Source organism: Maridesulfovibrio sp. (assembly GCF_963678865.1).
Classification (GTDB): Bacteria; Desulfobacterota; Desulfovibrionia; order Desulfovibrionales; family Desulfovibrionaceae; genus Maridesulfovibrio.
Window position 1 is genome coordinate 1268716 of sequence record NZ_OY787459.1, and the last position, 12863, is coordinate 1281578.

Below are 12863 nucleotides of genomic sequence, written 5' to 3' on the forward strand. Positions count from 1 at the left end.
CCGCTACTTAATACTTAACACAACTTAATTTTACATTAATATTTGGCATCCTGATTGCAACGGATGAGGTGAGAATAGAATCAGGGAAAAAAGTTCCCGGAGAAAATTATGTCTGATTACACCTCAGGAAATATCAACTTTACCGGACTCGGGTCCGGAACCGACTTCCAGTCGCTTATCGACGGGCTGATCAAGCTTGAGCGGGTCCATATCAACAGGCTCGAAAGCTGGAAAAGCACATGGAGTGATAAAGTTGAAAAATTTCAGGAACTGAACACCGCCCTTCTCGGCCTTCAGAGCACGCTGAAGTCCATGGATACCCTTGATGAATTCATGACTAAAGCTGTGTCAACCACAGACGCAGACACAATAACAGCGACAGCTAACAGTGAAGCAGACATTGCCAGCCACACAATTGAAGTCAACCAGTTGGCACAAAATGATAAGATAGTAGGATTCAACGGACTTCCCTCTGAAAGCGATCAATTTTTTACCTCTACGGGGACATTTTCATTTTCATACGCAGGGGAATCAATAACACTTAGCAATATTCCAGCAGGAACGACCCTTCAGGGGTTCGTAAATATGATCAATGCCCATGCCGACACGCGCGATAAAATCAGGGCTGCGACCATCGACGACGGAAGCGAAGTCCATTTACAGATTTACGGGCTGGATCTCGGTGCAGACAATGTAATCATTCTCTCCAATATTTCCGGTGCAGTATATGACGAAACAAACTTTTTCCGTTCACAAAACGCCCAGAACTCTCAGATAAAAGTAGATGGCTATCCTTTTTTAGCTGCTCAGTGGATTGAGCGCGATTCAAACACCATTGACGATGTTATTCCTGGTGTAACTCTAAATTTGAAAAAAACAACCCCCGCAGGTTCTCCCATCAATATCGGTATTACGACTGATAAAGAGGGAATGGTCGAAAACGTTCAAAATTTTGTCGAACAAACGAATGTTATCCGGGAAATGATCAAGGACCTGACGTCGGTAAAAACTTCATCGGACTCTGCTAAGGGATCCATCCTCACCGGTAACTATGGTGTCGAACTTTTAATCGGCCAAAGATTGAAAGATGTAGTTGCCAACAAGGGTATCGGATTTTCATGGTTTTACGAAGACCCTGCCACCGGTCATACTTCGGGGGACAGGTACTCTGCTCTGTCCCAGTTGGGAATTAAGACCAACGCAGATAGCGGCGGCGCCAACATGGGTATGCTGGAGCTTGATACTGACGAACTGACAAAAGCCTTGAATGACGATCCGATGGCTGTGGCGAAACTTTTTGCGGCAAACTATATGGGAGAATCAGAATCCCCTAACCTGACTTACTTATCCCACATTAACGGAGTTACCAAAGCAGGGGACTACAATGTTCAATATGAAGTAGCCGGCGGCACACTTATCTCTGCAAGTATCAACGGCCATACAGCATCAGTGGACCCCGGAACATGGCAGATCACCGGGGCATCTGGCACCGATGAAGCAGGTATGTCCCTACGTGTTGAAAACAGGGCAGACGGAACATACGGTAATGCCGACAGCAGCGCATCAGATGCTATGAATATCAACCTCAAGCTGGGTAAGATCAGTGAAATGGTTGGCATTCTTGGTGAAATAACCAGTAAAAACGGTCCTCTTGAAATTCTGCAGAACAACTACGACACCATCATGAACAATATCGATAAGAAAATTGATTATGAAGAGGATCGGATTGCACTGAAGAAAAGAATGCTGACCGATAAATACGCTAGATTGGACAAGTTGCTTGGTAACTATCAGGGAAAAACAGCGGCACTGACTGCAAGTGTAACCCAGTTAATGAAGAGCTAATCTGAATCAAAATGTTTTTTAAAAAAACCTCTAATGTTTTCTGATAAGGCTGCCGATCAGTAAGTCAGGAGGAGCAAATATGAACAAAGCCGCTCAAGCTTATTTATCAACACAGATCCATACCACTTCCAAGGGAGAACTTCTCCTTATGCTTTATGATGCTGCCATCAAATTCATGAAGCAGGCCAAGGTGAAGATCAACGAGAAAGACTATGCCGCCAAGGGAATCCTTATTTCCAAAGCAATTGAAGTCATTTCCGAACTTGCTTCCAGCCTGAACAAGGAGAAGGGTGGTGAGCTGGCTGAGAACCTCAGTAAGCTCTATATATACTGCAACACCAGACTGCTGCAGGCTAACCTTAAGATGGACACCGAAAAGCTCGATGAAGTAATCAAGATCATCGACGGCATTGCTTCCGCATACCGGGAAATCATCCCCACGGAAGAAGCACAGGCTGCAGTTCCCCTGCAGGCCTCTGCCACTGCAAACAGCGGATCTACCAACGTAAACCGCAGCTTTGTAAATGATGCGGGATACGGACTGCCGAAGGCACAAAATATACCTGCTCCCAATGCCTTCCAGCTGAAAAAGGCTGCTAACGCATACGGTGGCAGAGCATAATACTCCGGCAACAATTTGCTCCGGATTACTTTACAGGTTATGTAGCCCCTGCTTCGGCAGGGGCTTTCTTACGTGGTCAGCCATATATATGAAGTCCATACTTTACATCGGGCTTTCTATCTGCCATCTATTTTAATCATGGGAAATAACAGAGTAAGGGTACTTCAAATATCTCCGTCACTGGGACTGGGCGGCACGGAAAAAGTCATGCAGTCTTTTGCTGCCAACCTGGATAGAAACACTTTTCAGACAGCAGTCTACTCCCCTACAGACGGGCCAAGGGGAAAACTCCTCCGCAAACAGGGTATTCCAACATTTATCGGATCCGACCTCTTTTCCGTACTGGAAAAATTCACCCCCCATGTGGCCCACATCCATCGCGCGGGATGGACAGAACCGGGGTCACTGCGCCCTTTTAAACTGGCCCGGACCCCTGTACTGGTAGAAACAAATGTCTTTGGACATCACGACCCCAGTCCGGAAGCAAAGCTAATTGACCGTCATTTGTTTGTCTCCCGGTTCTGTGCAGAACGCTTCGCTAAAGTAAATTCCATCCCGGCCAGAGAACCGAAATACTCGGTACTTTATAATCCGGTCGATACAGACTTTTTTCGTGATCACTGTCCGGCCGGTCGTGATCTTCCCCAAAACTCTTTTGGCAGAATTTCCCGGGCGGATAAGGGGAAATGGTCCAACCTCGCCCTTGAGTTCCTGCCCCTGCTGGAAGAACAGGTAAAGAAAAAAGAACTCCTTCCTTTCAGCTATAAAATCATCGGCGGCATTCCCGAAGCGCATCAATTTGTTGCTGACAAGAATCTGGAACAATATGTACATTTTCTGCCTCCGGTACTTACCGACGGAGAGATTGCCGAATTCCTCAATTCCATAAGTTTTCTGGTGCACGCTAATGATACCGGAGAATCATTCGGACTGGTCATTGCTGAAGCCATGGCGGCAGGACTTCCTGTCATAACCCACCCCAGCAGGGATATGCGTGACAACGCTCAACTGGAACTTGTTGATCATGGAGTAACCGGGTTCGTGGCCCGAACCGCCGCCGAATATGCACAAGCAGTTAAATTCCTGCTCACTCATCCCCATGAAGCCAAACAAATGGGTGAAAAAGGAAGAACCAAAGCTGAAAAATTATTCCGGGCACAGGATATCGCTACACAACTGGGACATATTTACCTGGAACTGCTAAAGACAAAAAAATTAATTTAAAATATGCCACACAATTTTGAGCTCTACTCAGCCCGCATTCTTGATTACAGTCTGGCCGGACAACAGCAGGAAGAATTTAGCACCTGCCCCGGCACAGCTACTGAAACTGCGGAGAAACACCTGCGCTTTGCTGATAGGCGCGGAGCAGACACGCTTATTCTTTTCGGAGCAGCAGATGGAAGACTGGCTGAAGCTCTGGTGAAAAAAAAGCACGCAGATCAAGAGCTGGTGATCTGCGATCTTTATCCTGAACAAATCAGACAGCTCAATTTGAGCGGCTTCGATAAAACGCTGGATGAAAGATGTGCAATTCTCACAGACTCGTCAATCTGGGCGCAATTACTTCTGCTTTTCCAGAACGGCTATGGTGCAACAGAGTCACACCTGATTTTAAATCCCGGTCTGACCGGTAAAAGTAAATCCAGGCACCAGAACCTGCAAAAACTATTTTCCGGAACAAAGAACATAGAAATCCCGAATAAAGGCGAAAGCAGTACAATATCGGCGGCCGCAATTCTCAGCCCAGATGAACCGGAACTGGAAAAATTCATAAGTTGTTTTCCTGACTGGATTGAGGAGATTGTTCTGGTTTGGGATTGCCGTGAATCCGAAAGTATCCCGGAGTTGAGGAAATTTCATAATGCAGAAATTATCAATATCCGCCATCCCCTTAATGCGGACTTTTCCGCCCAACGGAATTGTATGCTTACGCATTGTTCCGGCGATTGGATAATCTATCTGGATGCAGACGAGCGTCTTGATAATGAAAACTGGGAAATAGTCAGGAGGGCGGCAGCTTCCTCAGAATGCAAAAGTTGGTACCTGCCGCGCATGACTTTTTACCCCGATAAGGACCATTGCCGTGTCGGTTACGGACTCTGGCCTGACCTGCAGCTTAGGCTATTTAAAAACAATGACAAAATTAAATTTGTCAATAAAATCCATGAACAACTGACCGGACTGGAAGGATCGACAGGAATTCTGCCCGACTGCCCCATAAAGCACCTGACCCATCTCTTAAAAAGCAGAGAAAAAATAGAACTTAAGCTGAAAAACTTCGATCAATCCACCGACGGTAGATTCAACCATCATCTAGGAACTGAATATCCACATATTTTAAATGATTTTATCAGCCCCCGAAAAGGCTGTGAAGTAGGGCCATTATTGCTTCCGGACATTAATATGTCATAATGTTCATGCACAAATGGCATTGCCTAACAGTATAAAATTTATTAGGTCTGACCAAAATATTCAGACAAACAGCTTCAAGGAATTAATATGAAAGTTACTTGTCCCGAGTGCGATTTCAGCAGTGAGATTCCGGAGGATAAAATTCCCTCCACTGCCCAGATGGCAACCTGTCCGAAATGTCAGGCAAAATTCAAATTCAGAAACCTTGATCAGGATACAGCCCCTCTTCCGGAGCCGAATCCTGAAGAAATCAGACATCCTGACCCCGAAGAAGAATATGGTGAAGCTGCAGCTTATGTTCAGCAGCATGCCCATGAAGAAATCTCTTCCGATGCTCAGGATCCGGTAAGCCCCGCTCCGTATGATGATCAATTCGGGCAGCAGCCTGAATACAAACTGGAAGACCAGCCCGAAGAAGAAAAATCAGACTTATGGCAACGTCTTGATTCCATGAAACCCGAAGGCGATATCCATGAAGAAGAACAAGACTTCGGACCTGAAAGCAACGGAAACGAAGTCCCTTTTGAAAATCTGGAAAAGTACGGTTTTTTTCCCGGTTTTTTCCTGACCATCAAGCAAGTGATCCTCTCCCCGGCTAATTTTTTCAAGGATATGCCGCTAAAAGGATTTTTGATGCCCTTGTTCTTCTTTATCCTGCTGGCAGAATTTCAGGAAATCTGTAATTTCATATGGGCCATGACCGGAGTTGATTCCTCCATGGGCAGCGATGTCGGCAGGATCATGAATGATTCCATGATTGCGGATTCCCTGAAGGACGGAACAGGTCCGGCCCTGCTATCCCTGCTGCTATATCCATTGATGCTGGCCGGAATCAGCTTTCCGCTGATCGGTGTAACCCATATCCTGCTCATGATTTTCGGAGCTGGGGAAAAGGGTTTTCAGGCCACTTTCAGAGCTACGGCTTATTCCTATGCGCCTATTATCCTCTGCGTTATCCCCGTTGTCGGCGACATGATCGGCGCATTGATAAGTATGGCTATCTCAATTATCGCCTACAAAAATATCCATAATACGACATACATGCGGGTTGTTCTTTCAATGGTGATGCCTATTGTGTTACTGTTGGTCATTCTGGGCTTCTACATGCAGTTCAACCAGCCCACAATCTAGCTGACCGGGGATATTTATGTTTGGATGGATAAAAGGGAAAATGGACAATGCCAAGGAACGCATCCGCATTGCCAAAGAAATAAACCCTAAAAGCTTCAGGGTTATGGCCAGGGAAATTTCCGAGCTGGCCGATGCCTGTTCACAGGTATGTTCACCTGAAAGTGAGCTGTTGCAGAGAGTGGAAAGAATAAAAAGCGAAATGGAACAGCTCACCGAACTTACCCGCCAACCGGAATTCAGAAAACTCTCGGTACAGCGCAAGATGGAACTGAGACAAAGCCTGATTCAATCGAAGGAACAGATACTTGAATCCATGCAGGCGGCACCATCCCCCACCAAACTGATACAATAAAATCAAAAGCGGCTCTCCCGGCGGGAGCCGCTTTTTTCTTACCTGTAAACTCACGGCATATTTTTTGCTATATTTCCGGTACACGTAGTATGGTCAATTTTCAGACACGATAAAAAAACCACCCGGTTAACGACATGAAAAAATTTCTGCTTATATTCGTCCTTGCCCTTTCGGCCTGCACACATTTTGAACCGCAGATAGCCACCCAGTCCATCTATTATCATGATGCAGAGGTTCAGCTCTCGCAGCTTATGGTTTATTCAAGGCCGGAGAAGCCGCACTATGGTCCGCTTTCCGCTCTTTTTTACCCTTTCCACGTAACCCAGACTATGTATAAAGGAAGCGACTGGGGGCATAGGGTTTCTAGAGGAATATGGCAGAACTGGACAGGACTGCAAATTTTTCCATCCATGGTCTATGACGAAAAACTGACCTACCGCGGACTTGATGAAGCCCTTTTTACCGCCCGCTCGCGAGGCTACGACCTGCTGGTTGTAGGCTTCGTACCATACCTCTATCTGGGGCATACCATGGATGATTCAGCTTTGACTGTTCATGTAAAAATTTATGAAACCAAACGTGGGCAGATGGTCTGCTCCTTTGAACAAAGCGGACGTATTGAGAAAAAAATGGATGATGATTTCCTCATTGTCAAACGAGAACACCGCATGCCTGATTCAGCTTTCTATAATATAATTCAGGCTATTGCCACGGATATGGCAGTCCCGCTGACCTCATGGGCCCGTTACGAGAATACTGATCAGGGCATGATTGCCGGTCTGATGCCCAACATGGTTCAAATTCAGGCTCCCCCGCAGAATGTTCAAACCGGGCAACAGAACAGTCCACGCAGCACACCGCAGGAAATGCAGGCACCGGCCCCCCGCAGCACAGAGGCCCCCGTCTCTGCAACTTCGCCGAAACCAACACCAAAACCGCGCTCAATCAACCTTGCAGTGCAGTTTGATGTGAATTCTTCCGATATCAAACCGGAATCGTACCCCCTGCTGAATGAACTCGGAAAAGCTCTAATCAGCGACAACCTGAAAAACAAGCGGGTTATAATCGGAGGTCACACCGACTCCGACGCATCTCCTGAATACAATATGAAACTGAGCAAAGAGCGGGCCGAAGCAGTAAAAAAATACCTGACTACTAATTTCCCCATTGCTCCCCAACGCATCGGGACTACAGGCTTCGGTGAATCCAATCCTCTAGTACCCAATACCACCAAGTATAACAAATTGCTCAATAGACGTGTTCAAGTTTCCATTGCACCGTAAATAAAAGCCTCCCCACTTTAAATACACACCTAGTGGGGAGGTTTTTTGTTTCATGTCCACTTTTCATTGATTATTCGATTCAAATATTTAATCATATTTTTCAATAGCTTAAGCCATACAGCCAAACCTCCCAATTACCCCTTTTCCCCCGCCTACATTTGTGTTACTTGAAAACTCGCTCTCTCATTACGCATAACCGATTGATTTTCCCGGTTGACTGCTTATAAACAGTAATTATTATTACTTCCAACATAGGGAAAAACATCGTCAAAACTGATAGCCTGGCACGTTTTAACGCAGCTAGGGAGGATCTTATAAATGATTGGTATTTCAAAACTTTACTGTGGCGCGGTAGAAACTTCCGATGCCCTGCGCTATGGTCGTGAATCTGGAAAACTGCCTTCTCATCTTTTACAGTTTTCTAAAGATAAAAAACCCGTTGTTGTCTGGAACATGACCAGACGCTGCAACCTTAAATGTGTCCACTGCTACGCACAGGCTGTTGACCCTGACGGAAAAGACGAAATTTCCACCTCAAAAGCAAAAGAGATTATCGACGATCTCGCAGCATTCGGCGCCCCGGTGATGCTTTTCTCCGGTGGCGAACCGCTGGTGCGTAAGGACCTCGTTGAGTTGGCAAGCTACGCTACCGGTAAAGGTATGCGTGCGGTTATTTCCACCAACGGAACCCTGATCACCAAGGAAAAAGCCCGTGAACTGAAAGACGTAGGCCTTTCCTACGTAGGAATTTCCCTCGACGGAACAGAAGAAACCCACGACAAATTTCGCGGTGTTTCCGGTTCCTACAAAAAAGCCCTCGAAGGTGTTGAAAACTGTAAGGCCGAAGGTCTTAAAGTTGGTCTGCGCTTCACCATCAACAAACGTAACTGGACTGAAGTTCCTTCTGTCTTCAAAGTCCTGCGTGACCTTGAAGTCCCCAGAGCATGCTTCTACCATCTGGTATACTCCGGCCGTGGTTCCGAACTCATCAAAGAGGATCTGAGCCACGCTGAAACCCGCCAGTTGCTCGACCTGATCATGGATGAGACCAAGGCTCTCTTCGACGCCGGCATGCCCAAAGAAATCCTGACCGTTGATAACCACGCTGACGGTGTTTACGTATACCAGCGCCTGCTCAAAGAAGATCCCGAACGCGCCAAGGAAGTTTTAGAACTGCTTCAGTTCAACGAAGGCAACAACTCCGGTCGCGGAATCGGCTGCATTTCCTGGGACGGTCAGGTTCACGCTGACCAGTTCTGGCGCAACCACACCTTCGGCAACGTTCTGGAACGTCCTTTCTCCGAAATCTGGATGGACGAAAAGATTGAGTTGCTGCACAAACTCAAAGACAAGAAACAATACGTTGGCGGACGCTGCGCGACCTGCCGTTACCTGAACATCTGTGCCGGTAACTTCCGTGCCCGCGCCGAAGCATACTACGACGACATCTGGGCTCAGGACCCGGCTTGCTACCTCACTGACGAGGAAATCAAGAAGGACTAGGCCCACTGTTTTGAAAAACGTTTCATGACGGTCGTCCTGTCGACGATAAATATTATTAAATCCCGGCGGGCCACTAGGTCTGTCGGGATTTTTGTTCGCCTCTGGACTTTTCCCCTTCCCAAAACGCGTTGCTAATTTTAGCAAATGGAAGCTGGAAACCATCAGAGACTTGAATAATACCCCGCAAAACTTACCGCGGGAAAAAATATTTTTAAATATAGCAAACACAATGCCCCTGCGGTGACGCCCTATCAAATACTTTTGAAAGGATGGGGTCTGATGAAGGGAAACTTTTGCAAAAGTTTGTCCTTCACCAGCCGCCGGAGGTAAAAAAGGAAGGTCTGAAATGGTATTTGACTTTCACAGGGGACGCAGACTTAGACGTACCCCGGTTATTCGTGATCTGGTCCGTGAAACAACTCTTTCCGCCAGCGATCTTATGATGCCCTACTTCGTCTACGAAACAGACGATGAAAATTACAAAAAAGAAATTTCCTCCATGCCCGGCCAATTTCAGCTCAGCCTGAAACAGCTGGAAATCAAAGTTGAGGAAGCTGTTGAAAATGGCCTCAAGAGCCTGATTCTTTTCGGCATTCCAGCTGAAAAGGACCCCGTAGGTAGTCAGGCATATGATGATAACGGGATTGTGCAGCAGGCAATACGCATAATTAAAAAACGTTGGCCTGAACTGCTGGTCTGCACCGATGTCTGCCTGTGTGAATTCACCTCACACGGACATTGCGGACTCGTCAAGGATGAGGAAATCCTCAACGACGCAACCCTCGACCTGCTGGCAAAGACAGCCCTCTCCCACGCCAAGGCCGGGGCGGATATGGTCGCACCTTCAGACATGATGGACGGTCGCGTAGCTGCCATCCGCGAAATTCTGGATGAAAACGGTTTTGCAAACCTACCGATCATGTCCTACTCAGTTAAATATGCATCATCTTATTACGGTCCTTTTCGCGAGGCAGCTGAAGGCGCCCCTCAGTTCGGGGACCGCAAGACCTACCAGATGGACCCGGCCAACGCCCGTGAAGGTCTGCGCGAAGCGGCAGCGGACGTTATCGAAGGCGCTGACATTCTTATGGTTAAACCTGCCGGACCATATATGGACATCATCCGCCAGACCCGCGACAATTTCGACCTGCCTGTAGCGGCATACCAAGTCAGCGGAGAATATTCCATGATCAAAGCTGCAGCATTGAACGGCTGGGTGGATGAAGAATCCGTGGTCTGGGAATCCCTCCTCGGACTCAAGCGGGCCGGTGCTGATCTGATCCTGACCTACTTCACTGAAGACGTACTTAAAAGACTGAAAGAGAAATAATATGAGTGATAAAAAAATGACAGGTGGACATCCCGGAGGGCATCCGGGTAGCGGACATCCGGGCGGCCACCCCGGAGCTAAATCGGGACATCCCGGAGGGCATCCGGGAGTGCATCCCATCCCCCAAAAGAATGCTGACGGCTCCCCGCCGCTGCGTCTCATCGCATGGGAAATCACCCGCTCCTGCAACCTTGCCTGCAAGCACTGCAGGGCTGAAGCTCACCCCGAACCTTATCCGGGTGAACTTTCAACAGAAGAAGCAAAAGCGCTTATCGATACCTTTCCCGAAACCGGGGATCCGATCATCATTTTCACTGGTGGTGAACCGCTTCTGCGCCATGATGTATTCGAGTTGGTCTCCTACGCCAACGAGAAAGGCCTGCGTTGCGTCATGGCTCCCAACGGAACCCTGCTCACTGCAGAAAATTCAGTCCGGCTCAAGGAAGTAGGCATTCAGCGCTGCTCCATTTCCATCGATGCTGCTGAAGCCCAATATCACGATGAATTTCGTGGAGAAAAAGGCGCATTCGATCAGGCCATGAAGGGTATTCAGTACTTGAAAGATGCTGGAATAGAATTCCAGATCAATACTACCGTGACCCGCAACAACCTGCATATGTTCAAGGATATCTTCAAGCTTGCCAAAGATCTTGGCGCATCCGCATGGCACATTTTCCTGCTGGTGCCCACCGGACGTGCTGCAGAACTTGGCGCGGAAATAATTTCCGCCGACGAGTATGAAGATGTCCTCAACTGGTTCTACGATTTCCAGAAAACCACCGACATGCAACTCAAGGCAACCTGCGCACCGCATTACCACCGCATCCTGCGCCAGAGAGCCAAAGAGGAAGGCATTGCAGTAAACTTCGAGAACTTCGGTCTTGATGCTGTCAGCCGAGGATGCCTCGGCGGTGTGGGCTTCTGCTTCATTTCACATCGCGGGCAGGTCCAGCCCTGCGGTTACCTCGAACTCGATTGCGGTAACGTGCGCGAAATTCCTTTCCCGGAAATCTGGGCTAAATCCCCACAATTCCTCAATCTGCGTAACCCGGACACTTATGACGGCAAGTGCGGTCACTGTGAATATGAAAAAGTCTGCGGAGGTTGCCGTGCGCGCGCCCAAACCATGGAAGACAACTATCTCGGACCGGAACCGCTCTGTTCCTATGAGCCCAAAAAAAAGCCCAGAAAGGATAAATAGATGGATGCAGTAGATAAACAGATCCTCGGTATCATCCAATCTCATTTCCCTATTGTTTCCCGCCCTTACGCTGAGATAGGGAAACAGGTGGGCGTGTCCGAAGATGAGACCCTTTCAAGGGTCAACACCATGCGTGAAGACGGTGTTATCCGCCGCGTAGGAGCCAACTTCGGCTCCCGCGAACTGGGATGGCACTCAACTCTTTGCGCAGCCAGTGTGCCTGAAGAAAAAATAGATGAATTCGTAGCCGAAGTTAACCGTCATAGCGGAGTTACCCATAACTACCTGCGCGAAAACGACTTTAATATCTGGTTCACCTTCATCGGGCCGGACAAGGAGACCGTGATAGCAACCCTTGATGCAATCACTGAAAAAACAGGTATCCGCGTTCTTTATCTGCCCGCCACCAAACTGTTCAAGATCAAAGTTGATTTTGACATGAAGGAAGACAAGGAGAAAAAATAATGGCAGCCAAGGAAACCATCATTTCCCCGTCCCTGCTTTCCTGTGACTTCAGCCGCCTTGCCGATGAATTAAAGGCACTGGAAGAAGCGGGACTCAAATGGGCTCACCTTGATGTAATGGACGGCAAGTTCGTACCCAACATCACTTTCGGTCCTCCGGTAATCAAATCCATGCGCAAGGAATGCAACCTGTTCTTTGATTGCCATCTCATGATCGAACAACCCGAGCGTTACATTGATGAATTCTGTGATGCCGGAGCCGACCTGCTCTGCATTCATGCCGAATCCACCGTACACCTTGAACGTGCTGTAGCCGCCATTGCCGAGCGTGGAGTAAAACCTGCAATCGCACTTAACCCGGCTACCCCTCTGGAATCCATCAAATACCTGATCCCTCAGCTGCACATGGTGCTGATCATGTCCGTCAACCCCGGTTTCGGCGGACAGAAGTACATCCCATTCTGTACTCAGAAGGTGCGCGACCTGCGGGCCATGATTGATGAAATGGGTGCAGACACACTCATTCAGCTGGATGGCGGAGTGACCATGGAGAATTGTCGTGAGCTTGTTGAAGCAGGAGCTGATGTTCTTGTTTCCGGGTCCGCATTCTTCAAATATCCGCCTTACGCAGAACGTCATAAACTCTTTCTGGAAACCTGCGCCGGAAAATAAGCAGATATTCCAGCTTGAATATACAAACGGGAGAATGCCATACAG

At 47.9% G+C, this 12863-nt stretch carries 12 protein-coding genes; all 12 read left to right on the forward strand.

What is annotated here, in order from left to right; translation table 11 throughout:
- The first annotated feature begins 108 nt into the window (after window positions 1-108).
- The 12 genes from fliD to rpe all read left to right on the forward strand — a co-directional run bounded on the left by fliD (window position 109) and on the right by rpe (window position 12818).
- Window positions 109-1845 (forward strand): flagellar filament capping protein FliD, encoded by a 1737-nt coding sequence (gene fliD, locus ACKU41_RS05865; RefSeq protein ID WP_319780409.1) that lies wholly within the window; start codon window positions 109-111, stop codon window positions 1843-1845.
- A gap of 79 nt (window positions 1846-1924) precedes the next feature.
- On the forward strand, window positions 1925-2467 hold the full coding sequence (gene fliS / locus ACKU41_RS05870; protein ID WP_319780410.1) for a flagellar export chaperone FliS: 543 nt from the start codon (window positions 1925-1927) through the stop codon (window positions 2465-2467).
- Window positions 2468-2674: 207 nt separating this feature from the next.
- Window positions 2675-3691 carry a glycosyltransferase family 4 protein gene (locus tag ACKU41_RS05875; protein WP_321404625.1) on the forward strand — a complete coding sequence of 339 codons (1017 nt, stop codon included), beginning with the start codon at window positions 2675-2677 and terminating at the stop codon, window positions 3689-3691.
- A gap of 3 nt (window positions 3692-3694) precedes the next feature.
- The gene (locus ACKU41_RS05880; protein WP_321404626.1) at window positions 3695-4882 is read left to right on the forward strand and encodes a glycosyltransferase; all 1188 of its coding nucleotides are present in this window, start codon (window positions 3695-3697) and stop codon (window positions 4880-4882) included.
- Between the two features lie 87 nt (window positions 4883-4969).
- Complete coding sequence (locus ACKU41_RS05885; RefSeq protein ID WP_321404628.1) at window positions 4970-6013, forward strand: zinc-ribbon domain-containing protein; 1044 nt, start codon at window positions 4970-4972, stop codon at window positions 6011-6013.
- A gap of 16 nt (window positions 6014-6029) precedes the next feature.
- The gene (locus ACKU41_RS05890) at window positions 6030-6365 is read left to right on the forward strand and encodes a hypothetical protein (RefSeq protein ID WP_319780415.1); all 336 of its coding nucleotides are present in this window, start codon (window positions 6030-6032) and stop codon (window positions 6363-6365) included.
- A 134-nt stretch (window positions 6366-6499) separates the two neighbouring features.
- Complete coding sequence (locus tag ACKU41_RS05895) at window positions 6500-7648, forward strand: OmpA family protein (RefSeq protein WP_321404629.1); 1149 nt, start codon at window positions 6500-6502, stop codon at window positions 7646-7648.
- 318 nt (window positions 7649-7966) lie between these two features.
- Complete coding sequence (gene ahbC / locus ACKU41_RS05900) at window positions 7967-9151, forward strand: 12,18-didecarboxysiroheme deacetylase (protein WP_319780417.1); 1185 nt, start codon at window positions 7967-7969, stop codon at window positions 9149-9151.
- A gap of 346 nt (window positions 9152-9497) precedes the next feature.
- Window positions 9498-10481, forward strand: coding sequence for a porphobilinogen synthase (hemB, locus tag ACKU41_RS05905; protein WP_321404631.1), 984 nt, complete (start codon window positions 9498-9500; stop codon window positions 10479-10481).
- Between the two features lies 1 nt (window position 10482).
- Window positions 10483-11682 (forward strand): heme b synthase, encoded by a 1200-nt coding sequence (gene ahbD / locus ACKU41_RS05910; RefSeq protein WP_321404632.1) that lies wholly within the window; start codon window positions 10483-10485, stop codon window positions 11680-11682.
- Window positions 11683-12147 carry an AsnC family transcriptional regulator gene (locus ACKU41_RS05915; RefSeq protein WP_319780420.1) on the forward strand — a complete coding sequence of 155 codons (465 nt, stop codon included), beginning with the start codon at window positions 11683-11685 and terminating at the stop codon, window positions 12145-12147.
- Window positions 12147-12818, forward strand: a complete 672-nt coding sequence (gene rpe, locus ACKU41_RS05920) for a ribulose-phosphate 3-epimerase (RefSeq protein WP_319780421.1) — start codon at window positions 12147-12149, stop codon at window positions 12816-12818. The genes ACKU41_RS05915 and rpe overlap by 1 nt, the downstream gene beginning before the upstream one ends.
- The last annotated feature ends 45 nt before the right edge of the window (window positions 12819-12863 follow it).

Coding starts and splice junctions, on each gene's coding strand:
- fliD (WP_319780409.1), top strand. CDS start 109: ATGTCTGATTACACCTCAGGAAATATCAACTTTACCGGACTCGGGTCC.
- fliS (WP_319780410.1), top strand. CDS start 1,925: ATGAACAAAGCCGCTCAAGCTTATTTATCAACACAGATCCATACCACT.
- ACKU41_RS05875 (WP_321404625.1), top strand. CDS start 2,675: ATGCAGTCTTTTGCTGCCAACCTGGATAGAAACACTTTTCAGACAGCA.
- ACKU41_RS05880 (WP_321404626.1), top strand. CDS start 3,695: ATGCCACACAATTTTGAGCTCTACTCAGCCCGCATTCTTGATTACAGT.
- ACKU41_RS05885 (WP_321404628.1), top strand. CDS start 4,970: ATGAAAGTTACTTGTCCCGAGTGCGATTTCAGCAGTGAGATTCCGGAG.
- ACKU41_RS05890 (WP_319780415.1), top strand. CDS start 6,030: ATGTTTGGATGGATAAAAGGGAAAATGGACAATGCCAAGGAACGCATC.
- ACKU41_RS05895 (WP_321404629.1), top strand. CDS start 6,500: ATGAAAAAATTTCTGCTTATATTCGTCCTTGCCCTTTCGGCCTGCACA.
- ahbC (WP_319780417.1), top strand. CDS start 7,967: ATGATTGGTATTTCAAAACTTTACTGTGGCGCGGTAGAAACTTCCGAT.
- hemB (WP_321404631.1), top strand. CDS start 9,498: ATGGTATTTGACTTTCACAGGGGACGCAGACTTAGACGTACCCCGGTT.
- ahbD (WP_321404632.1), top strand. CDS start 10,483: ATGAGTGATAAAAAAATGACAGGTGGACATCCCGGAGGGCATCCGGGT.
- ACKU41_RS05915 (WP_319780420.1), top strand. CDS start 11,683: ATGGATGCAGTAGATAAACAGATCCTCGGTATCATCCAATCTCATTTC.
- rpe (WP_319780421.1), top strand. CDS start 12,147: ATGGCAGCCAAGGAAACCATCATTTCCCCGTCCCTGCTTTCCTGTGAC.